21 protein-coding genes and 2 tRNA genes are annotated in these 22,234 nt (G+C 55.2%); 6 read left to right on the forward strand and 17 right to left on the reverse strand.

All coding sequences use genetic code 11. The features are described 5' to 3' along the window. Window positions 1-7: 7 nt before the first annotated feature. From EO133_RS02935 to EO133_RS02955, 5 genes are all read right to left on the reverse strand, one after another. Window positions 8-1,021 carry an amino acid ABC transporter substrate-binding protein gene (locus tag EO133_RS02935; RefSeq protein WP_127071166.1) on the reverse strand — a complete coding sequence of 338 codons (1,014 nt, stop codon included), beginning with the start codon at window positions 1,019-1,021 and terminating at the stop codon, window positions 8-10. A gap of 436 nt (window positions 1,022-1,457) precedes the next feature. After that, complete coding sequence (locus EO133_RS02940; RefSeq protein WP_127071167.1) at window positions 1,458-2,252, reverse strand: amino acid ABC transporter ATP-binding protein; 795 nt, start codon at window positions 2,250-2,252, stop codon at window positions 1,458-1,460. Window positions 2,253-2,257: 5 nt separating this feature from the next. Then, entirely contained in the window at window positions 2,258-3,400 is a 1,143-nt protein-coding gene (locus tag EO133_RS02945) for an amino acid ABC transporter permease (RefSeq protein ID WP_127071168.1), read from the reverse strand. 9 nt (window positions 3,401-3,409) lie between these two features. Beyond that, window positions 3,410-4,612, reverse strand: a complete 1,203-nt coding sequence (locus EO133_RS02950; protein WP_127071169.1) for an amino acid ABC transporter permease — start codon at window positions 4,610-4,612, stop codon at window positions 3,410-3,412. Between the two features lie 119 nt (window positions 4,613-4,731). Further along, window positions 4,732-5,751: an amino acid ABC transporter substrate-binding protein gene (locus tag EO133_RS02955; protein ID WP_127071170.1), complete on the reverse strand. Its 1,020-nt coding sequence runs from the start codon at window positions 5,749-5,751 to the stop codon at window positions 4,732-4,734. A 252-nt stretch (window positions 5,752-6,003) separates the two neighbouring features. Between EO133_RS02955 and metC the strand changes: the two genes are divergently transcribed. After that, the gene (metC, locus tag EO133_RS02960; protein WP_127071171.1) at window positions 6,004-7,197 is read left to right on the forward strand and encodes a cystathionine beta-lyase; all 1,194 of its coding nucleotides are present in this window, start codon (window positions 6,004-6,006) and stop codon (window positions 7,195-7,197) included. Here metC and EO133_RS02965 read toward each other — a convergent pair. Beyond that, window positions 7,173-7,970, reverse strand: coding sequence for a phosphatase PAP2 family protein (locus tag EO133_RS02965; RefSeq protein WP_164734855.1), 798 nt, complete (start codon window positions 7,968-7,970; stop codon window positions 7,173-7,175). The genes metC and EO133_RS02965 overlap by 25 nt on opposite strands. Window positions 7,971-8,055: 85 nt before the next feature. On the opposite strand from EO133_RS02965, the gene EO133_RS02970 reads away from it, so the two are divergent. From EO133_RS02970 to EO133_RS02980, 3 genes are all read left to right on the forward strand, one after another. Continuing rightward, a tRNA-Pro gene (locus EO133_RS02970) sits at window positions 8,056-8,132 on the forward strand. A 41-nt stretch (window positions 8,133-8,173) separates the two neighbouring features. Beyond that, the gene (locus tag EO133_RS02975; RefSeq protein ID WP_127071173.1) at window positions 8,174-8,479 is read left to right on the forward strand and encodes an ETC complex I subunit; all 306 of its coding nucleotides are present in this window, start codon (window positions 8,174-8,176) and stop codon (window positions 8,477-8,479) included. A 248-nt stretch (window positions 8,480-8,727) separates the two neighbouring features. After that, window positions 8,728-9,522 (forward strand): DUF4394 domain-containing protein, encoded by a 795-nt coding sequence (locus tag EO133_RS02980; protein WP_127071174.1) that lies wholly within the window; start codon window positions 8,728-8,730, stop codon window positions 9,520-9,522. A gap of 59 nt (window positions 9,523-9,581) precedes the next feature. Here the strand turns inward: EO133_RS02980 and EO133_RS02985 are convergent, their stop codons facing one another. The 9 genes from EO133_RS02985 to EO133_RS03025 all read right to left on the reverse strand — a co-directional run bounded on the left by EO133_RS02985 (window position 9,582) and on the right by EO133_RS03025 (window position 19,868). Then, complete coding sequence (locus tag EO133_RS02985; protein WP_127071175.1) at window positions 9,582-10,730, reverse strand: Gfo/Idh/MocA family protein; 1,149 nt, start codon at window positions 10,728-10,730, stop codon at window positions 9,582-9,584. 12 nt (window positions 10,731-10,742) lie between these two features. Beyond that, on the reverse strand, window positions 10,743-11,798 hold the full coding sequence (locus EO133_RS02990) for a sugar phosphate isomerase/epimerase family protein (RefSeq protein WP_127071176.1): 1,056 nt from the start codon (window positions 11,796-11,798) through the stop codon (window positions 10,743-10,745). A 196-nt stretch (window positions 11,799-11,994) separates the two neighbouring features. Further along, on the reverse strand, window positions 11,995-13,131 hold the full coding sequence (locus tag EO133_RS02995; RefSeq protein WP_127071177.1) for a Gfo/Idh/MocA family protein: 1,137 nt from the start codon (window positions 13,129-13,131) through the stop codon (window positions 11,995-11,997). Between the two features lie 12 nt (window positions 13,132-13,143). Further along, window positions 13,144-13,890, reverse strand: a complete 747-nt coding sequence (locus tag EO133_RS03000) for a sugar phosphate isomerase/epimerase family protein (RefSeq protein ID WP_127071178.1) — start codon at window positions 13,888-13,890, stop codon at window positions 13,144-13,146. 13 nt (window positions 13,891-13,903) lie between these two features. Then, window positions 13,904-14,986, reverse strand: coding sequence for an ABC transporter ATP-binding protein (locus tag EO133_RS03005; RefSeq protein WP_127071179.1), 1,083 nt, complete (start codon window positions 14,984-14,986; stop codon window positions 13,904-13,906). 4 nt (window positions 14,987-14,990) lie between these two features. Next, window positions 14,991-15,917: a carbohydrate ABC transporter permease gene (locus EO133_RS03010; RefSeq protein ID WP_127071180.1), complete on the reverse strand. Its 927-nt coding sequence runs from the start codon at window positions 15,915-15,917 to the stop codon at window positions 14,991-14,993. Beyond that, window positions 15,914-16,852 carry a carbohydrate ABC transporter permease gene (locus EO133_RS03015; RefSeq protein ID WP_127071181.1) on the reverse strand — a complete coding sequence of 313 codons (939 nt, stop codon included), beginning with the start codon at window positions 16,850-16,852 and terminating at the stop codon, window positions 15,914-15,916. Before EO133_RS03015 ends, EO133_RS03010 begins: the two co-directional genes overlap by 4 nt. Before the next feature lie 116 nt (window positions 16,853-16,968). Beyond that, window positions 16,969-18,219: an ABC transporter substrate-binding protein gene (locus tag EO133_RS03020; RefSeq protein ID WP_127071182.1), complete on the reverse strand. Its 1,251-nt coding sequence runs from the start codon at window positions 18,217-18,219 to the stop codon at window positions 16,969-16,971. Between the two features lie 350 nt (window positions 18,220-18,569). Further along, window positions 18,570-19,868, reverse strand: coding sequence for a DEAD/DEAH box helicase (locus EO133_RS03025; protein ID WP_127071183.1), 1,299 nt, complete (start codon window positions 19,866-19,868; stop codon window positions 18,570-18,572). 419 nt (window positions 19,869-20,287) lie between these two features. Here EO133_RS03025 and EO133_RS03030 point away from each other — a divergent pair. Together EO133_RS03030 and EO133_RS03035 are read left to right on the forward strand one after the other, a co-directional pair. Next, window positions 20,288-20,364, forward strand: a tRNA-Arg gene (locus tag EO133_RS03030). Between the two features lie 94 nt (window positions 20,365-20,458). Beyond that, window positions 20,459-20,893, forward strand: coding sequence for a universal stress protein (locus EO133_RS03035; protein ID WP_127071184.1), 435 nt, complete (start codon window positions 20,459-20,461; stop codon window positions 20,891-20,893). Between the two features lie 2 nt (window positions 20,894-20,895). On the opposite strand, the gene EO133_RS03040 is transcribed toward EO133_RS03035, so the two are convergent. Together EO133_RS03040 and EO133_RS03045 are read right to left on the reverse strand one after the other, a co-directional pair. Then, entirely contained in the window at window positions 20,896-21,390 is a 495-nt protein-coding gene (locus tag EO133_RS03040) for a DUF192 domain-containing protein (RefSeq protein ID WP_244640771.1), read from the reverse strand. Window positions 21,391-21,397: 7 nt separating this feature from the next. Continuing rightward, on the reverse strand, window positions 21,398-22,024 hold the full coding sequence (locus EO133_RS03045) for a cold-shock protein (RefSeq protein ID WP_244640769.1): 627 nt from the start codon (window positions 22,022-22,024) through the stop codon (window positions 21,398-21,400). Window positions 22,025-22,234 lie beyond the last annotated feature (210 nt).

Consider the following 22,234-nt stretch of genomic DNA (forward strand, 5'->3'; position numbering starts at 1 on the left):
GTCGCCCTCATTTGACCGGTGGAGCGAAGAGCATCCCGCCATTGGTCCATAGCGCATTTTGCCCGCGCAACAGAGGGACACCGCTGCTGGCGCCGAAATAGCGTTCGTACACTTCACCATAGTTCCCAACGCCGCGGATCACTTCACGCATCCATGTCGGGGATAGACCGAGTTCTGTTCCGGCATCGAATTCAACGCCTAACAGCCTGCGTATGCCGGGTGTGCGCGCAGACAACATAGATTCGATGTTGACCGAAGTCACTCCGAGCTCTTCCGCATTGATCATAGCGAACAATGTCCAGCGCACGATCACGAGCCATTGCTGATCGTCGCTACGGACCACCGGGCCATATGGTTCCTTGCTCAACCGTTCAGGCAAGATCCGGTGAGCCGCAGGTTCAGGCAATGTGCGGCGAATGCTGTGGAGCCAGCTCGCAGGCGCGGAAATGGCTTCGCAAAGCCCGATCCGGTAAGCGACCGCCAAATCTTCGCGATCCTCGTAGAGCAATTCTTCATAAGCGACCTGGCCGGAAAAGAAGAAACTCTGCACGCGCCGCAGGGATTCCCCTGTATTTGCTACACAAACGGTCAAGTTTTCCAACTCGTAGGCAGAGACCACGCCAATACTGGAGGGCACCATGAAGGCCTGCCCATCATAAAAGCTGTTCGCGACATAAGTGCCGCCAAAGGCCGTATCCCGCGTCATGGTCCAAGGCGCGTTGCGCACAACGAGGTCGACATCGCCCAGCGCAAGATGCGCGAAGCGGCTTTCGCCCGACAATGGCCGGAATTCAACGCGAGATGGATCGCCAAAAACGGCGGCGGCAACCGCACGGCAAATGTCCACATCAAATCCGGACCAAAGCCCCTCGGCGTTCACCTGCGCAAAGCCGGGCGTTGGCCGGGAAGCGGCACAAATCACGTATCCGCGGGCCCGGACTGTATCGAGTGTCGAGAACTGGAAAGGAACATGCGCCTCAGTATCGCCTTGAGCGGCCGCAGGCCCCAAGGTCGCGCACATTCCGGCACTAACAAATGCAAGCGATGCAGCGCAACGCGTTATGAAACCCAACAAATCCAAACCGACGCTGACCTTTCGCGGTCATCCCTCCGAAATTATCTCGCATATTGGCATTGAACCGAAGACGGTCAAGGCATCGCAACGCGATGCCACAGAACAATTCCAGTAACGACACGATAACCGGAATGTGTCCGGCAAAGTATGCCCTCATATCCCGCTTATTGAATCTGTACAGCCACTCGGAGCACGCGAGCAAAAAAGCGGCGAGACAAAGCCTCGCCGCCTTTGCCCCCAAACGGGCATCGGAGCCTGGAGCCGTTTTGGTTTTGATGGAATCAAGACCGAGCTCCAAGTCCTTATTTTGTAACGTGCCCGAACCGCAAAACCGTTTCCGCCCTCAGATCGAGTCCAGGGGTATGCTTTTGCTGGACACGCTCTAATGGAGTATCTGACTCAGGAACAACTTGGTGCGTTCATGCTGCGGATTGTCAAAGAATGCCTCGGGCTCGTTTTGCTCAATGATCTGGCCTTGATCCATAAAGATCACACGATTGGCAACCTGCCGTGCAAAGCCCATTTCGTGGGTAACGCAGAGCATGGTCATGCCGTCCTCGGCCAGTTGCACCATTACTTCGAGCACTTCCTTGATCATTTCCGGATCGAGCGCTGATGTGGGTTCATCGAAAAGCATGATCTTGGGGTTCATACAAAGCGAGCGTGCGATAGCGACGCGCTGCTGCTGCCCGCCCGAAAGCTGACCGGGAAACTTGTTGGCCTGCTCCGGTATTTTCACCCGCTCGAGGTATTTCATCGCGATTTCCTCGGCTTCGGCCTTTGGCGTGCCACGCACCCATATTGGTGCAAGCGTCAGATTTTGCAGGATAGTGAGATGGGGAAACAGATTGAAGTGCTGGAACACCATGCCCACTTCGCGCCGCACCTCATCGATGCGTTTGAGATCGGAGGTCAACTCGATCCCGTCCACAACAATCTGACCGTCCTGATGTTCCTCCAGGCGGTTGATGCAGCGGATCAGTGTCGACTTGCCCGACCCCGAGGGCCCGGCGATGACGATACGCTCGCCCCGCATGACCTTCAGATTGATGTCGCGCAGCACATGGAAATCGCCATACCATTTGTTCATGCCGACGATTTCCACAGCGACGTCCGTTTTGGAAACGGACATCTTGGTCCGGTCGGGCTGGTGATCTACGTCAAGTTCGAGAGACATACGATTTACCTCTTATGTCCGGTATGCAGCCGGTTTTCCATAAAGATGGAGTAGCGCGACATTGCAAAACAGAATGCCCAGAACAGGAAACCGGCAAATATATAGCCGGTCACCGCGTGCGTGGGCGAAGACCAATTGGCGTCCGAACCTGCGGAACGAACAGTGTTGAGAAGTTCAAAAATGCCGATGATCGAGACCAGCGAGGTATCCTTGAACAAGGCTATGAAGTTGTTCACGATGCCCGGAATCACATGCTTGAGCGCCTGGGGCAAAATGACCAGCCCCATGGTTTTCACCTTACTCAACCCCAAGGCATAAGCGGCCTCAAACTGGCCACGCGGCATTGCCTGCAGTCCGCCGCGAACCACTTCGGCCATATAGGCGGACTGGAACAAGCATATGCCGATTATGGCACGGAGCAATGTGTCGGGATTAACACCTTGCGGCATGAAAAGCGGGAACATGACCGAGGCCATGAACAACACCGTAATCAAGGGCACCGCGCGCCAGAGCTCGATGAATCCGACACAGAATGTCTTGACGATCGGCAGCTTCGATTGCCGCCCCAATGCCAGCAGAATGCCGAGCGGCATTGAAACGATGATGCCAATCAGCGAAATGATCAAGGTCAGGGTCAGCCCGCCCCATTGTCCCGTAGGCACCGGGCGGAGCGCCACCCCAAGAAATGTCCCGCCCGCCATCAGCCAATACGCCACGAACGGGTACACCAGGAAGAACAGGACCGCTGCCGTCCGCACAAAGGGCGCTTTTGGCGTCAACAGCGGAATAAGCAACACCACCCCGATGGCGAACATCAAGTTTATGCGCCAAATCTCATCGAACGGGAAAAAGCCGTAGATGAAGAAGTTTATGCGGCCCTGGATAAATATCCAGCACGCGCCAACGCCTTCGAAACGACAGGCCTCGCCCCTTAGCCCTTCAGGGTCGCTGAAAACTGCATTCCCAATGAGGAAGCTATAAAGCGGCGGCACAATCCAGGCGACAAAAACCAGCGCCAGAATGGTCCCTATAGTATTGGATGGCGAGGAAAACAGGTTCTCCCGCATCCACGCGATAGGCCCAGTGGTCCGTGTCGGCGGTGGGAGTTCCGGCTGCATTTCCTTACGAACATAACTCAAATCAGACATGACGCGCCCTCACCGTTCCACAAGCGCAACGCGCGCGTTATACCAATTCATGAAGATCGAAGTGACGAGCGAGAGCGTCAGGTAAACCAGCATAGTCAAGCCGATGATTTCGATGGCCCGGCCACTCTGGTTGAGTGCCGTTCCCACAAAAACATTGACCAGTTCCGGAAAGCCAATGGCCGCGCCCAACGAAGAGTTCTTCGTCAAGTTGAGATACTGGCTTGTCAGAGGCGGAACGATAACGCGCATGGCTTGGGGGATAATTACAAGGTTTAGCCGGTCGCTATCCTTGAGACCGAGCGCAGCCGCCGCTTCGGTTTGTCCGTAATTGACCGACTGGATGCCTGCCCTGACGATTTCTGCAATGAAGGCCGCAGTGTAGAGAACCAGACCTAGAATGAGCGCGGTGAGTTCGGGCGGGGCTGTCCAGCCTCCAGTGTAATTGAAACCCGTCAATTCCGGGAATGAGAACTGCACCTGGGTGCCGGTGAGGAAAAAGGCTGCGACGACAGGGACAATCAGAACCCCAAAGAAGGGTAACCAGACCGAACGCCGGTCACCTGTCGTTTCAATCTGCTTCAATGTGCGGCGGCGCATGACAAGTGCGACGGTCAAAGCAACGACCGCAACCAGCGCGACCCAAATGAAGCGATCGTCAAATATTGGCTGCGGAAAGCTCACACCGCGCCGATTGGCGACGATGCCGCCCGGAAGCGCCAGCGACTCCCGCACAACGGGAAGAGCGTTAAGCGAAAGGAAGTACCAGAAAATCAACTGCAAAAGCAGTGGGACGTTGCGTATTATCTCGATATAGACCGCGGCCAGAGCCCGGATCAGTACATTTTTAGAGAGGCGCGCAATGCCGACGGCAAAGCCCAGAAAGGTCGCCAATACAATGCCAACTGCCGCGACAAGAAGCGTGTTGAGAATGCCGACGAAATAGACCTGCAGATAGGATGATGTTCGGTCGAACGGGATCAGAGAGAAGCTGATATTGAAACCCGAAGATTGTCCGAGAAACGCAAAGCCAGTCGCCCTGCCTTGCGCGGCAAGATTGGTCGCTGCGTTCATCCAAAGCCATAAAAAGAGGCCGAGCACGGCAATAACAAGTGCCGCTTGATAAAAGAAAGCCCGAAATTTCGGGTCATTGATAAATGAAGTCTTTGCCTGGACTCGTCGCGAGTCCACACCTTTTTCTGTCGTGTCCGTCATGTAAGCCTCTGCCCGGTATCATGACCATGCGAAAAATCGCTTCTGGCGAGCCAAGCGCAAATGGAAAAAACAATCCCGGCAAACACCTGAGGTGTCTGCCGGGACCATTTGCAAGCTAGTTACCGAACCGGTGGGGCATATTGGATACCACCGTCTGTCCACAGAGCATTGATGCCGCGCGGGATCGCCAGCGGAGTATTCGGGCCGACATGGCGATCATAGACTTCGCCATAGTTGCCTACGTGTTTGATGATACGATATGCCCAATCGGTCGACAGTCCAATCGGTGCGCCAAAGTCCCCTTCCACGCCGAGAAGACGCATGATTTCGGGGTTATCCGAACCGAGCATTTCATCTACATTCGCCTGCGTTACACCCAGTTCCTCGGCATTGAGCAGTGCAAAATATGTCCAACGAGCAATGTTGAACCAGCGTGTATCGCCAGAGCGCACGACGGGGCCGAGCGGCTCCTTCGAGATGATTTCCGGCAGAATGACGTGCTCATCCGGGTTGGGGAACTGTGTGCGTTCAGCAGCGATGGCCGAGGCATCAGTCGTGTAAACGTCACAACGGCCATCGAGATATGCCTGAACCACTTCGTCACGAGTCACAAAGATGACGGCGTTGGACAAATCCAGGCCATTGGCAGCGAAATAGTCGGCAGCGTTGAGTTCGGTCGTGGTGCCGGATTCAATGCAGAGAGCTGCGCCGCTCAGTTCCAAAGCAGAACTGATTCCGTCGGACTCACGTACAACAAAGCCCTGGCCGTCATAGAACATGGTGCCAACGAAGGTGAGACCGAGATCGGTGTCGCGCGTCATGGTCCAGGTTGTGGTACGCGAGAGCACATCGATATTGCCCGAGCCAAGCGTTTCAAAGCGAGCCTGCGAAGTCGTCGGTGTGTACCGGACAGCATCCGGATCATCGAAAATGGCTGCGGCCAACGCACGGCAGTAATCGACTTCAAGGCCTGACCATTCGTTGTTCTCATCCGGGAACGAGAAGCCCGGCACACCTTCTGTCACGCCGCATTGCACATAGCCGCGAGCGATCACATCGTCCAGAAGATCTGCATAAGCCACAGACGAAGTGGCCGCCATCGCGGACGCGACGGCGAGAGTCAAAAGTTTTTTTTGCATAGGTTTGCCTTTGTTTCCTAACCCTTGAATTTAAGTGAGCCGGTGCATTTCTTGCCCGCGCCCCTCATAGCCATCTGAAAAATGACCGGCATCTGGTCCTATTGCCATCGAACCGAATACCAGTCAGCATCGAAGCCCATAACTGCCGCTTGCGTCAAGGCCCAAAACGATACCAAATTAGTCATTTCGAACCACCCGCCTAAATAACCAGCAATAGTGCTGACCTATTCAACACGAAGACGACCCTATTTCATGTCAAATTCGCTTGAAACTTCAAAGCATAACGGTGCTACGGAAACTCTGCTGACCCACGGAGGTCGCATACCCAAAAACCAGTACGGTTTTGTAAATACGCCAGTCTATCGAGGAAGCACCGTGGTGTTCGACACTCTCGACGAGTTGGAAGACCATAAGATACGCTATCGGTACGGACGTCAGGGCACGCCACTAACGTCGGCGCTTGAGGACGTCGTAAGCGAATTGGAAGGCGCAGAGGGCACTGTGCTGTGTCCTTCAGGTGTAGCGGCTATCAGTGTTGCGCTATTGAGTTGCCTTTCATCGGGTGACGAATTGCTGGTAACCGACAGCGTCTATGAGCCAACCCGAGCGTTTTGCGAGACAGTTTTGAAACGCCAGGGAATCACGACGCGATATTTCGATCCGCGCATAGGCGACGGGATCTCGGCGTTTATTTCAGAGCGCACGCGGGCGATTTTTCTGGAAAGCCCCGGTTCGCTGACATTTGAGCTGCAGGACATTCCTGCAATCGCTGGAGCGATAGGCAGTCGCGATATCACCGTTCTGGTGGATAATAGTTGGGCAACACCGCTCTATTGCAAGCCCCTTTCCCTTGGCGCCGACATTGTAATCCATTCTGGCACAAAGATGTTTGCGGGCCATTCCGATACCATGATCGGCACCGCCTCAGCCAATGCCAAGGCCCTGCCGGGCCTGATCAAGACACACCGTACGCTGGGCCAGATCGCCTCACCTGACGATACATTCCTAACTATGCGCGGGATGCGTACTCTGGCGGTAAGGATGAAGGAACACCAAGCGCGCGCGCTGGAGCTTGCTCAATGGCTGGAGGGCTGGAGCGACAAGATAAAGGTGCTGCACCCCGGATTGCCAAGCCATCCCGATCACGGCGTCTTTAAGAGAGATTTCAGTGGCTCGGGCAGCCTATTTTCGTTCATTTTGCCGGAGGCACCGCGCACAGCCAAAGCCGCGATGGTCGACAATATGACCTTGTTTGGTATGGGCTATTCCTGGGGCGGTTTTGAAAGCCTGGTACTGCCCGCATGGCCGCAAAAGATTCGCACAGCCGTGCCATGGCGTGAGCCGGGCAACCTGTTCCGGCTTCACGTTGGGTTTGAAGATATGGGCGAGTTGAAGGCGGACCTTGATAGCGGATTGAAGCGTTATTTCAGCATCTTGGGGATGTGACGCCGTTGTAGCCAGCGCCAAAGGGGCAAAAAGCCTGTAAAGAGCCGGAAGCGCACTTTGCCCTTTTCGATCCGCATGCCCCAATTGCGGGTGGCAAAGTAGTCGCGGATTACGATGGTGCTGGCGGTGCCCAGAAGAATGCCCGAAACCACGTCGGTAAAAAAGTGATCGCCGACAACGATTCGGCTCAGGCCTATTGCAAGGCCAAACGCGATGATCGCCCCCCGGAATCGGTCGTTGGTCAGCGTGAGCAAGACAATTGTGAAGGCCAGGGCGGTTGTCGAATGGCCGGATGGAAAACTATGGAATGACCAATCGACAAGATGCTGGAACGGCTCGAAATGCAGTACGCCCAGTTCGTCCATATACATCGGGCGTGCCCGGCCGATTATCCGTTTCAGGATAACGACAATCAGACCCGGCAACGCAACCCCAACGAAGACGAAAGCGCAGACGCCTGCAACCGCACGCATCGCCCAGCGCCATGAATAGGTCAGTGGCAGATACCCCAGAACCCAGGCGACCAGCATTCCGAGCAAGGTCGGAATCAATATCCAGTCCGATTTCCCGAAACCAGTAACAAAAGCAAAGAACGCGCGTTCGTGGGCCGGCCAGTTGGTAAGCGCGTGAATGACTGGGCCATCAAAGAATATCGCGGCAAGCAGGAACCCTGCTACCGTGAGGATCGGCCACCAGAAGAGAATTCGATGGGACTCATGGCCACGACGCAGAGCCTGGCCGACGCGAGCGGAAAAACTATCCGGTGCAAGCACGTTTTTGCATTCTCCTGTTTTTATATGCGGTAACATGCCTTGCCCTCGCATGAAAGAATGTGTATCGGAGCGGGCATGGCCATGTCGGGGTATAGCTCAGCCTGGTAGAGCACCGGTTTTGGGAACCGGGGGTCGCAAGTTCGAATCTTGCTGCCCCGACCAGCCATAGCAGCGAAGGCTGCTTTGTTGACAGGACGGATTGCATGATCGCACGTATCTATCGCCCTTCCCCGAATGCCATGCAGTCTGGCAGAGGCAAGAGCAACGAATGGGTTCTGGTGTACGAACCCGAGGCTCCTCGTTCGATCGACCCCTTGATGGGCTACACCTCGTCAACTGATATGAAGCAGCAGGTGCGTCTGCGCTTTTCTTCGCTCGAGGAGGCCGAAGCCTACGCGGTGCGCGAGGGAATTGCCTATTCCGTGCAGCCAGCGCAGAACACAACTGTGAAAAAAGTCAGCTATCCTGATAATTTCCGTTACGATCGCAAGGCGCCCTGGACACATTAAGACTGGCGCGCAAACGCACTATGTTCAGTGCTTGGCGGATTTGCTGAAAATCATTGTTTTATAAATCACGTGGACTGGAACGCAGATTTTCTGCGTGATCGATTCCGGGGCCATGCTGGCGCCGAATAAGTCAGTATTCAAATTTTTCTGCCTGATTCCGAAACTTTTCCGATCTGCGCTCCGTAGCTTCCACCACGATGCCGTGGGGGAGCGTCGTTTCTCGCCCCTTACAATTACGGAGAACCGCAATGAACAATCGTACGCTTGCCACCACCCTTCTCGCCGGCGCCAGTCTTTTCGCACTCTCGGGTGCTGCCCTCGCACAGTCGGCCATAGGCCTGGCCGGGGACAAGACTCTGGTCATGATCAATGCTGAAACATTGTCTGTTGAGGGCATGATGGAGGTCTCTGGCGTCGATATGCTGCACGGCATCGACCGTCGCACTGCCGACGGATGGGTTTACGGTATCGATTCGGAGAACAATATCGTCACAATCGACCTGGAAACCGGCGACGCCAGCGTCGTATCCACAATAACCGAAACAATTCCTGATGGCGCCATCGCATCGGTTGACTTCAATCCGGTGGCCGACCGACTCCGGTTTATGGGCAATGATGGCACCAATTTGCGCATTAATGCCGATACCGGAGAAACCATCGTCGACGGTGAGTTGCATTTCGATGATGCCGGGTACAATGCCGGCGGCGACCAAAATACCGTTGCGACGGCCTATACAAACTCGATCGGCTCGCCAGACGAAACCGCAATGTACAACATTGACCTGGATATGATGGCGCTTGTCCGGCAAACTGCGCCCAATGACGGGACGCTTTCAGTCGTCGGACCGCTTGGCATCGACGCAGCGGAAGCGATTGCCTTTGATGTTTATTCGCCTGAGGTTGGCGAAAACATCGCTTACCTCGTGGCCAACATGACACTCTATACGGTTGACCTGGAAACGGGCGAGGCAACCGATTGGGGTATGATCGACGGGCTCGACGTTGAGCTGCGCGACATAACCTTCCTCTCAATGGGCATGTAACTGCCCAAATAAAAAGGGGCGGCTCAATGCCGCCCCTGCTCGTGAGATAACCGCTCGCCTTACTCGCCGAACCGAGTCCACTTGCTATCGTTCTGGCTCGACTTGACCGATGCCATGATGAACTCCATTCCCTCAACACCATCATCAAGCGTTGGCAGCAATCCTTCGTAATCGGCCCCCTCCCCACGCACAATTGCCGCAAACTGACTATAGAGCGTTGCAAAGGCTTCCAGATAGCCTTCCGGATGCCCGGCGGGAATGCGCACGCCCATTGCATTGGCCGCGTTCCCATCGATGGCACCGCCGCGGGTAAGCAATTGCTTGGGCTTGCCGAACTCGGTGAACCACATGTAGTTGGGGTTATCCTGCCGCCATTCGATACCAGCCTTATCGCCATAGACACGCAGTTGCAGGCCGTTTTCACAGCCCACAGCCACCTGGCTGGCCCAAAGCATGCCTTTTGCGCCTCCTTCGAACCGCAGCATGATATGCACATTGTCATCGAGCTTGCGGCCGGGCACGAACGCCGTCAAATCGGCTGAAACGGCTTCAGTTTTCAGGCCGGTCACATAGCGCGCCAGATTATAGGCATGTGTGCCGATATCGCCAATGCACCCCCCAGCCCCCGACCGGGCCGGATCGGTTCGCCAGGATGCCTGCTTGTTGTCGTCGTCGGTGGGTTCGGTCAACCAGTCCTGCGGATATTCGGCCTGCACAACACGAATTTTTCCAAGAACGCCCGAAGCCACAAGTTCGCGTGCCTGCCGGATGAGTGGATAGCCTGTGTAGTTGTGGGTCAGCAGAAACTTCGCGCCGTTCTTTGGTTGTACTTTTTGCAAGGCATAGGCATCTTCGATGGTCGATGTCAGCGGTTTGTCGCAGATGACATGAATCCCGGCTTCCAGAAACGCCTTGGCCGGTCCGAAATGCATGTGATTGGGCGTGACGATGGAAACAGCCTCGATGCCATCCTCACGCGCGGCCTCGGCCCTGGCCATTTCTTCGTAGTCGGTATAGATTCTGTCATCTGCCAGTCCGAGATTTTTGCCGCTTTCCCTGGCGACTTCGGGCCGTGATGAAAGCGCGCCGGCAACCAGTTGAAAATCGCCATCGATGCGAGCTGCGACACGGTGGACATAGCCAATGAAGGCACCCGTTCCACCACCGACCATACCCAGCCGGATTGGCCGCTTTCCGTTCTCTGCCATTGTATTCTCCTCTTAGTCCAAACCAAGCATCTTTCGATTGGCTGCCTTATCCGTTCCGCCACTGGCGAAATCGTCAAAGGCATGCTCAGTGACGCGAATGATGTGATTTGCGATGAACTCGGCGCCTTCTCTTGCTCCATCTTCAGGATGCTTGAGCGCGCATTCCCATTCGAGAACGGCCCAGCCTGCAAAATCGTTCGCTGCCAATTTTGAAAAAATTGCTGCAAAGTCCACCTGCCCATCGCCAAGCGAGCGAAAACGCCCTGCCCGATCCACCCAGCTTTGGAAACCGCCGTATACGCCTTGGCGTCCGGTCGGGTTAAACTCGGCATCCTTCACGTGGAAGGCTTTGATCCGATCTTTGTAAATATCGATGAAATCAAGATAATCGAGCTGCTGCAGGACGAAGTGGCTCGGATCGTAAAGCAGGTTGGCGCGGGCGTGATTGTTCACGCGCTCAAGGAACATTTCATAGCTGATCCCGTCATGCAGATCTTCGCCGGGATGGATCTCATAGCACACATCAACACCCGCTTCGTCAAAAGCATTGAGGATGGGTGTCCAACGGCGCGCAAGCTCGTCAAAAGCCTCTTCGACCAAACCCGCAGGCCGCTGCGGCCAGGGATAGACATAAGGCCACGCCAAGGCGCCGGAGAATGTTGCGTGCTCGGTCAGCCCAAGATTCCGGGAAGCCTTTGCCGCATGCAGCAGCTGCTGCACCGCCCATTCCTGTCTCGCCTTGGGGTTGCCGCGCACTTCTGGAGCCGCAAAGCCGTCAAAGGCAGTATCATAGGCGGGATGAACCGCAACCAGTTGTCCCTGCAAATGTGTCGAGAGTTCTGTGATCGCTATGCCATGCTTGCCCGCAATGTCGCGTAATTCGTCGCAATAGTCTTTGGAATTGGCGGCTTTTTCCAGATCGATAAAGCCGGAAACCCAGCTTGGGATCTGCACGCCTTTGTACCCTAGCCCCGCCGCCCAGGCACAAATATTGTCCAGCGTGTCGAATGGCGCTTTGTCACCCGCAAACTGCGCAAGAAATATCGCTGGGCCTTTAAGTGTCCGCATAATCGCTCCTCCTGATTCCATTGGTCATCTAGACGGTTGTGCGAAATCGCCCGCAAATAGATAGGTTCGCGTATGATGCACGTACGTCAGAATTCTTTACAACGATAATGCTGCACGGCAGCCTGTCAAGCTGATGACGACTCCAATCCAGCGAACGGCGGCGCTCGAACTTTAGGCACCGCCGAGCGCATCTGCCCTATTTGAGAAGTGCCTGCGCCTTTTCAGGCCCCAGCGCTTCGGGGCGCTCACAAGTGGTCGTCAACTCGATAGCGTTGCCGGTTTCGCCTGACTTCAAGATAGAGGTCATGACGTCGACCCCATGCAGTGTCGCATCGAGCGAACAGCGCGGCTTTTTGCCCTCGCCTATCGCCTGCACCATGTCGGCCAAGCCAGCGGTACGATAGTTTGCAAACGGAGGGCCATTAGGCCGTTCCCAATTGGGCACGCCGAGCGGGTGCGCCCAAGGCTCAACGATCTCGCGCTCGCCATCCCGGCGGGCAATTACCAGTTCACCGCCAAAAAAGTTCGGATCGGGGACATAGAGCGACGCATCGGTTCCATAAAGTTCCATATTGGCGTGCTGATGCGCCTGCACGTCCCAAGATGCGCCAAGCGTGATAATCGCGCCATTATGGAATTCCATTACGGCGTGAATCGTTGTCGGCGTTTCCACCGTGACGAATTCGCCGCGACGCGGTTCGCTTGTGATTTCGCGCTTGTCGCGCGCGCTGCCACTAAAGGCTGTAACCCGCTTTACCGGTCCGACCAGATTAATGAGATTGGCAATGTAGTATGGTCCGATATCAAGAACCGGTCCGGCGCCCGGCTTGAAAAAGAAGTCAGGATTGGGATGCCAATGCTCCATGCCATAACTCATGACATGACATGTGCCGGAGACGATTTTCCCAACGTGTCCATCGTCGATAATTGCCCGAGCCTGCTGATGTGCACCACCGAGGAACGTGTCAGGTGCGCATCCTACTTCGACGCCATTTGATTTGGCGGCAGCACGAAGATCCTCACCTTCCTCGAGTGTCAAAACCAATGGTTTTTCAGAATAAGCATGCTTGCCAGCGGAAACGATGTCCTTGGACACCCGATAATGAGCATCGGGGATTGTAAGATTCACAATGACGTCAATTTCGTCATTTGCCAGCATCTGGTCAGGTGTTAGTGCCAAAACGCCGAACTCATCAGCGCGCGCCTTGGCTGCTTCCGGCACGATGTCAGCGACCGCGCGTACTTCCAGCCCCTTAAACAAGGGCGCCAGCTTGAGATAAGCCGTAGAAATATTGCCCGCGCCGAGGATTCCGACGCCCATGGTCTTTGTCATTTTTCTTAAGTCCTAAAGATCTTTGACAGACTGGATCGAACGCGAAGCAAACCGTTCCAGATCTGAGGGGTTATCGTGCTCCATCACGAAATGGGTGGCTTTGGTCGTCGATTTCAGCTTGGGCAGCAATTCACGCCAGTTCATAATGCCGTGCCCAACGTCCGCCCATCCATCTTCATCCTGCGCTTCGCCATTAGGAGCGAGGTCCTTGACGTGAATGGCGGTAATGCGGTCGCCGTATTTTTCCACCCACTGCATGGGGTCGTGCTCGCCGCGCACCACCCATGCGACGTCCATTTCCCAGTCAATGTCCGGCGCGCCATCGAGAAGAATGTTCATCGGCAATGCGCCGCTCGCTGTCGGCCAGAACTCGAAGTGATGATTGTGCCAGCCAAATCGGTAGCCCTGCCCCTTGTAAAAGGCGCCCAACTCGGCAAGCTCATCTGCCAGTTTCTTCCAATCATCCTCAGGCTGTTCCCACAGTTCACGCGGGATCGCTGGACAAAACAGGCCCGTAATGCCGAGCGTATCGGCAGCCTTGCGCGCCTTGTCCTTATCCTTGAGCTGATCGAGCCCGAAATGGCCAGTCGGCATTGTCAATCCTGCCTTGTCCAACAAGGCTTTCAGTTCCTGCGCGTTGTCGTATAGCCCGCCAAAGCCTTCGACCTGTGCGTAGCCGTGCTTTTTCAGCAGGTCGATGACAAAGGACATCGGCGGGAAATTTCGGGCGCTATAAAGCTGGAATGAAAAATCGGTCATAATAAATAGCCTGCTATATTCGTGTGCCTGACTGGGCATCAAAGATTGATGAGCGGATCGGATCAAAGCCAATCCGAATTTTTTGCCCTGTTTGAGGCGCGGTTTCACTGTTGGTGCGAAGCGTAAAGGTCTCGCCTGCCAATTTGGTCCAGGCGACCGTTTCCGCCCCCATAGGTTCCACAATCTCGATCTCGGCCTCGAACTGGCAAGGTTGGCTTTCAACACCCGGCCCGATAACCACATGTTCAGGGCGAACGCCAAGAATAACATCTTGCGCCGTTCCGCCTTGGCCCGTCTCGAACTCATATCGCGACACGTCGAAATTGTGGCCGCCTAGCGTCACAGTACCATTCTCAAACCGCCCATTGATGAAGTTCATCGAGGGTGATCCGATAAAGCCGGCAACGAACAAATTGACTGGCTTGTTATAAATGACGTTTGGTGCATCGAGTTGTTGAATGACGCCGCTTTTCATAATGGCGATACGATCGGCAAGCGTCATAGCTTCAATCTGGTCGTGTGTGACGTAGATCATGGTGTTCTTGAGACGCTGATGCAGCCTTTTGATTTCCACCCGAAGGTCCGAGCGAAGCTTGGCATCGAGATTGGATAGCGGTTCGTCGAACAGGAAGACGTCGACATCGCGGACTAGCGCCCGGCCGATGGCTACACGCTGGCGTTGCCCGCCGGAAAGATTGGCGGGTTTACGGTCCAGCAGCGGCTCAATCTGAAGCATCTCCGACGCACGCGCGATACGCTTGTCGATCTCTTCTTTCTTGAAGCCTGCAACCTGAAGGCCGAATGACAGATTCTTGCGGACGCTCATTTGCGGGTAGAGAGCATAGGACTGGAAGACCATTCCAATTCCACGATCCTTGGGCTCTTCCCAGGTGACGTTCTTGCCGGAAATGAAAATCTGCCCGTCGCTGACATCGAGAAGGCCGGCGATGCAATTGAGCAGAGTGGACTTTCCGCAGCCGGACGGCCCCAGCAGCACCAGAAATTCTCCTGGTGCAATATCGAGGTTCATCGACTGGAGAACATTGACCGCACCAAAGTTCAACGAGAGGTCTTTTACTGAAACGCTGTGTTCCATCTTTTTATCCTTTCACAGCACCGGCCGCGATGCCGCGGACAAACCATTTCCCGGAAATGAAGTACACGGCCAGCGGGACGGCAGCAGCCAGAATGGTTGCAGCCATGTTGACGTTGTACTCACGGGTGCCGGTTGTTGTTGTAACGATGTTGTTGAGCTGAACGGTCATCGGCATGTTCTCACGCCCGGCAAACACAGTACCGAACAGGAAGTCGTTCCAGATACCCGTGACCTGCAGAATTACCGCTACGATGGCAATGGGTACGGACATGGGCAACATGATCCTGAAAAAGATCTGCCAATATCCGGCGCCGTCGATGCGCGCCGCTTTGAACAATTCCTCCGGCAGCGACGCGAAGAAATTTCGGAAAAGCAGCGTCAGGATTGGCATGCCGAAGATGGTATGCACGATGATGATACCGGGAAGCGTCGCGAACAAGCCCATCTCACGCATGAAAATGATCAATGGATAGATGACGACCTGATACGGCACAAAGGCGCCAAACATCAGGATTCCGAAGAAAATCTCGGAACCCCTGAACTTCCAGTAACTCAGCGTATAGCCATTGATCGCAGCGATGGTTATCGAAACGATGACGCCAGGTACGGTAATCTTCACCGAGTTCCAGAACCCTGGGCTGATCCCGTTGCAGTCACGGCCCGTACAGGCTGTAGCCCACGCTTTGATCCACGGCTCGAAAGTGAACTCGCGTGGCCAATTGAAAAGATAGCCTTCCCGGATTTCCGGCATCGTCTTGAAAGACGTGACCAACATTACCCATAAGGGCAACAGGAAATATATTGCCGAGATTACAAGAAACGCATAGACGCCAATGCGCGTTATGGTCAGCTTGCGGGGTTTCGGTCCGGCCGGTTCCACGACCACCTTCGCGCCCGCGGCAGGTTTTGTTGAAATTGCTGCACCACTCATGACGCTTTAACTCCCTGAGCCTGCGGTAATGTAGCGACTGCCGCTCCAATGCCTGCCGCCCTGCGGCGACTCCTCCAGGCGAAATATTGCTGGATTGCGATCAGTACGATGATCGGCAAAAGCATCATTGTTGCAGCGGCCATACCAAGGCCCACATTCGAACGCCCTGAAATATGCTGAATGACAAAAACCGCCGGCATCTGCGTGGAAATACCCGGCCCACCCTGGGTCATGGCGATAATGAGGTCGTAAACCCGGACCACCCCGACGCATTGCAATACGAAGGCGGTGATGAACGCGCCGCGCATCATCGGCAGCGTAATGAACAGATAGGTCTTCCAAGTTGGAATTCCGTCAACTCTCGCCGCTTTCCAAACCTCCTCGTCAACGCCGCGCAGACCTGCGAGCAAAATGGCCATCGTGACGCCTACGCCGTTCCAGATCCCAGCGACAATAACGCCATAAATAGCGGTCGCTTCGTTGGTAAGCGGCGAAAACCGGAAATCGGTAAAGCCCATATTACGGACGGCGGACTGGAAACCGAGATTGGGATCCATGATCCACTGCCAGACCAGGCCTGTGACCACCAGCGACATCGCGAAAGGATAAAGGAAGATGGTGCGGAACGCGTCTTCCTGCTTGATGCGCTGATCCATGAATACGGCCAGCAGGTAGCCGAAAATCATGTTGAAGGCGATCGAGAAGAATCCGAACAGCCAGATATTTCGCACTGAAATCAGCCAGCGCGGTGTCTCCCACAGGCGCTCATACTGCGCAAAACCGATGAACTCGAAATTCGGAAGCAGTCTTGAATTGGTGAAAGAGAGAACAATTGAATAGATGATACAGATGACAAAGACACCAACAGCGGTTGCTATCATCGGCGTCAAGCCGATCAGCGCCATTGGATTTATCTTGATGCGACGCCTTGCCATTTCATGCCCTCGCGTTGCCGATAAGCTTGCGCCAGACTGGCCGAAGCTTACCTATTGGAAGAAGTGCCGGTGCGGCCGAAAATGCCGCACCGGCCTTGATATACGAAGTTGCACGATTACTCGGCAGCAGTCGCAATGATGTTGGCAAAGCGCTCCTGGGCCTCTTCGATCGACATATCGCGATTGAACGAGAACTCTACCCAAAGGTCATTGAGGCGCTGAACGTCATCTTCCAGCATGTAGAACCCTGCGCCCTGGAACACACGATCCGGATTTGAGAGAATTTCCAGCCCTTTCCGCATGCAAGCATCGGCAAGCGAGAAATCAACGTCATCGCGTACAGGGAGCGAGCCCTTGGCATTGTTAAACAACGCCTGAACGCGTGGGTTGACCATCATCGATGCCATTTCAAGCTGGGCGGCTTCGACTTCAGGATCGTTCTGCTTGGGGAAAAGGAAGATGTCGCCACCCGTATCGAGATACGGATCGTCGGACGGACCGGGAAGGCACTCATAATCGACACCAGCTTCAAGCCCAGCCAATGCGAACTCTCCGCGAGCCCAGTCGCCCATGATCTGCAAGGCGGCCTGGTCGGTGATCACGAGATTGGTGGTATCGTTCCAGTTGCGGTTAGCGGCACCGTCATCGATGGTGGCTGTCATTTCGCGCCAGATTTCGAGGCCGCGCGCAACCTCTTCACTGCGTGCATAGTCGGCATCGCGGTCCCGATAAAGGCGCAGATGCCCTTCCAGACCCATAACGCTCATCAACGTAACGCCAAGCGCACCGTTGTGCTGCCACGGTTCACCGCCGATTGCGAGCGGGATAATGCCTGCTTCCTGAAGAGCAGGAATTGCAGCGACGAAGTCTTCCAGATTGGTCGGAACTTCCAGTCCTGCGGCCTCGAAGGCCGGAACTGACGCCCAGCCCCACTGCCAGGAATGAATATTGACCGGGACGCAGTAGATGCGGCCATCGAATTCACAAACGTCCAGAATCGCATCAGGACGAATAAAATCGCGCCAGCCTTCAGCTTCCGCCAGATCGGTCAGGTCAAGGAGCAGACCTGCTTCGGCGAGTTCTTCAAATTGGCGGGAGATATTGAACTGCGCGGCACCGGGGGCATCGCCGCCGAGAATGCGCTGCAAGGTTGCGGAACGAGATGCGTCACCGCCGGCAATAGCCGTATCGATCCATGTATGGCCGGATTCAAGCGCTTCAAATTCTTCAGCAAAGACAGACACTGCGGCCTGTTCACCACCGGAAGTCCACCAGTGCATCACCTCGACACTCGCAGCATTTGAAATTGCGGTTGAGCCAAGCAGTGCAGCAGCCGAGACGGCGCCCACCAAAACAAAACGATTCATCATTTTCCTCCCAAAAGGTTGAGCGGGCCATCGCTGGCCCCATTTTCAATGATCGAACCGCCCTGATAGCGGCCTCCTCCGATCATAAAATGTAATCGATTACAGTAAGCGCTATCCGCAGCTCTGCAATCGATTTCATCAGCATCGGGCATCATGCGCTTTGCTGTCAAGTGGTAATAATACAAAAGTATAATCCGCCCGCACAGCTCCCATGCTCACCGCCGGTGATGAGCAGATGCTTTTTGTTTTTTTCAACTCTCTACGGCTGCTTTAAGGAATTTCGCACAAACAAAAAGGGCTAAACGCAATGCGCTTAGCCCAGTCTTTGTGGACAGGAACCTTGAGGATAATCAGGCTGCCTTTGCCCCGTATTTCGGCCGCTGCTTTTTGCGGCTATGGCGACTTGCGGCCTTTAACGGATCGAACGCATTGGCCGGTTTGTTGCCACCATGCCCTGCATTCTTCGATCTCGGCTTTGCCTTGCCATTTCGTCCTTGGCGCTCGATTTTCGGAACGCGTTGAGGACGCTCACCGCTGTCGGTTTCAATCGCTATGTTCATCAGTTTCTCAACAGCCCTGAGAAGGCCGAATTCCGCAGGAGCACAGAACGCTATTGCCTCGCCTTCAGCTCCAGCACGGGCGGTGCGCCCAATGCGATGGACATAATTTTCGGCAACTTCAGGGAGCTCAAAATTATAGACATGGCTGACACCGGGAATATCAATGCCACGCGCCGCAACGTCGGTTGCCACAAGCACGCGAATCTCGCCGTTGCGAAAGGCTTTCAAAGTACGATCGCGATGTCCTTGGCTCTTGTTGCCGTGAATTGAACCAGCCGCAAATCCGGCCTGAACCAGTTGCTTCATGAGCTTTTCCGCACCGTGCTTGGTACGGGCAAAAACCAATGAAAGGGCTTCGGTATCCTGTGCGAGCAGCGTCTTTAGCAGTTCAGCCTTTTCCTTGGCGTCAACGAAATGCACGCTTTGCGCGATTTTGTCGGCGGCCTTACCAGGTGCTGACACTTCGATCCGGACGGGGTCGGTAAGGTAAGAGCCAGCTATTTCGGCCATTTGTTTCGGCATCGTTGCGGAAAACAGAAAGCTCTGCCGCGGATGACCGACCAGTCGGGAAATTTCGCGCAGGGCGTGGATAAAGCCGAGATCGAGCATCTGGTCTGCTTCATCGAGCACCAGGTATCTGGCGCTATCGAGCCTGACAGCCTGCCGTTTTACCAGATCGAGAAGACGGCCCGGCGTGGCAACCAGTATGTCGCTGCCGAAGGCCAGGGCCTTGATCTGGGCGTGTATAGACATGCCACCCACGACGCAATTGACCTTGATGGGGGTCCCTTTGGTAAATCCGCGCAGGTTCACTGCGATCTGGTTCACAAGCTCGCGGGTAGGCGCAAGAATCAGGGACTTGATTGTCTTTGGTGCCGGGCGTCCCGGCAGAGCCATCAGATGATGGATCAGCGGCAGGCCGAATGCGGCGGTCTTGCCTGTTCCGGTTTGAGCCAGCCCCAGAATGTCACGACCAGACAATGCCACGGGGATAGCCTGAGTCTGAATGGGGGTAGGCTCATCGAAGCCGAGTGTCTCGACCGAATGCAGAATCTGTGTATTGAGCCCAAGGGCTTCAAATCTATTCAAAATTTATCCTTCATGCGGCGCCAGTCTGCCTAGCGCCGTTTGAACATGCACATCAGCCCCTGCCCTTTAAGCAAGAGGTCGTGTGTTGCGGTTGCGATTCTGATCCACTCACAAGGCCGAACTGCCTTGTGCATCAGAATCGTCGGAACCCCGCGTGATTTGGGAACTCTGTTAGGGAAGGCCGGGCGCCACTTGAGCGCATCCCCGTAGGGGGCACGCTAAGAACCGATTTGAAATCGGGAAGCGGACTGCTCACGCGGCAGCCAACCGGCAACTGCGCTCATATCGGGCTGATGAAGCAGAAAGTCAAGCAAACAAATAATTTAAGTCGGTCGCGCGCCTCGGCAACGTATTTTCTGTCCGTCAAATGCCTCAGCATCCTGACAAAGTCTGCAATATGCGCTAGAGGGAGCCGATGCGGCCCCGTAGCTCAGCTGGATAGAGCAGTAGCCTTCTAAGCTATTGGTCACAGGTTCGAATCCTGTCGGGGTCGCCAATTCCGACACATACCTCCCGATACGGCTTGATGCAGGTCAAGTTGAACCCTCTGGCGCGTGATAGCGTTAGTCAACCAACTGGGAGACAAGGTTATGTATAAGCACATTCTCATCGCAACGGATGGTTCCGAATTGTCCACCAAAGGGCTCGATCACGGCCTGCGACTGGCCAAGACCGTGGGCGCCAAAGTCACGATCGTCACAGTCACCGATGTCTGGGCCACAAGTGCCATTGCTGCAGCAGGTCCGGCAACGATTGCCGATTACGAGGCTTCAATTCGTGCGGCCGTAGAAGAAATTCTGGCGCAGGCCAGTAAATTTGCGACCGAGTCGGGCGTTGAATTTGAGACCCGGCATATACCCAATAGCTACGCAGCCGATGCAATTGTCGAGACAGCTCAGGACAACAATTGCGATTTGATCGTCATGGCCTCGCACGGACGCCGGGGCCTGAGGAAAATGCTGCTTGGCAGTCAGACCACGGAAGTCTTGACGGCGAGTACAGTGCCGGTACTCGTCGTGCGCTAGGCTTAGCGCTTCACCCGAGGGTGCTCCAGGCGGTCGCCCTCGGCAATCCCCAGCTCGGCAGATCGCCCTCCGGGGATCTCCAGAACAAATCTAACCGGCTGTCCGGACGGTATCGGGGTCTGATCGTGCGGCCGGGCGTTTTCGTGAATCCGCACGATTTCGCCATTTGCCAGAACGAAAAGCATGTCGAGTGGAATATATGTATTCTGCATCCAGAACGACACAGGACGCTCACTCAGGAAATCGAAAAGCATTCCAGAATTTGGTGCCAGTTCCTGGCGGAACATAAGTCCCCGCGCCCGGCTTTCGTCTGTATCGACAACTTCCACCTTGAATCGATGCGCTCCATTCCCGGTCTGGATGACGACAACATCCTCGCCGGCAAGCGCCTCACCCTGCGCCAGCGCCCAGTAGGCAAAGACGGCAGCAACCAGCAACAGAAACGCGGAGAGTGCAATTCCCTGCCGACCGAATATGAAAGCTCGAATATGATGCACTGGATTATCAATGCGAAGATGGCGCGTCGCCCCAACCATCGGGGCGAATTTCGGCGACCATAAGGCCTTTGGGGCCGTCGCCGTACCGCGCGAGTACGAACTGCCCCGGACGCAATTCCGTCAGGCCGAACCGGCGCAACGTTTCCATGTGAATGAAAATATCGGGATGCCCCTCACCAGCCGAAAGAAAGCCAAACCCGCGAACGCGATTGAACCATTTGACTTCCAGCCTTTCCAGCTTGGAGGTGGGCTCGACCTGCACGTGGGTCTTGGCGACTGGCATCTGCGCAGGATGCCGGGCGGTCGATTCATCCATGGAAATTACGCGAAAGGCTTGTAAGCCGCCAGGTCGGTTGAGGGCTTCAACCACAATGCGTGCGCCTTCATAAGCAGTCTGATAGCCATCTCTGCGCAGGCAGGTTACGTGCAACAGCACATCGGCTCCGCCATTATCGGGCACGATGAAACCGAATCCCTTGCCGGCATCGAACCACTTAATCGCGCCCGCCACCTCGATGACATCAAGGTCGGCGGCGGAATTGGCGAAGGTTTGCCCCTCTTGGTCCGACCGAGTTGCCTTAGCCGCGTCGCGGTCAGTCTCCCCGGTGCCGGAACTGTCCTTTACCCCCATCATCCACGCCTTTTTGAACTCGACCCCGCATACATATCGGGTACTGCACTTACTCGGTCACACATTGGCCGATTCAGACGGAAAAGTTAAGGACCATTCATAAATTTGTTGGATTTGATTAACCTTTTTGTCTGCCGTGGAACGCTGGCCCGGCAAAAGCGGTTCTGATAGCGTAACGCATGTTAGAGCAACGGCACCGGTTATTGCTGTTGC

It is taken from the genome of Pelagibacterium lentulum, from assembly GCF_003992625.1.
Taxonomy (GTDB): Bacteria; Pseudomonadota; Alphaproteobacteria; order Rhizobiales; family Devosiaceae; genus Pelagibacterium; species Pelagibacterium lentulum.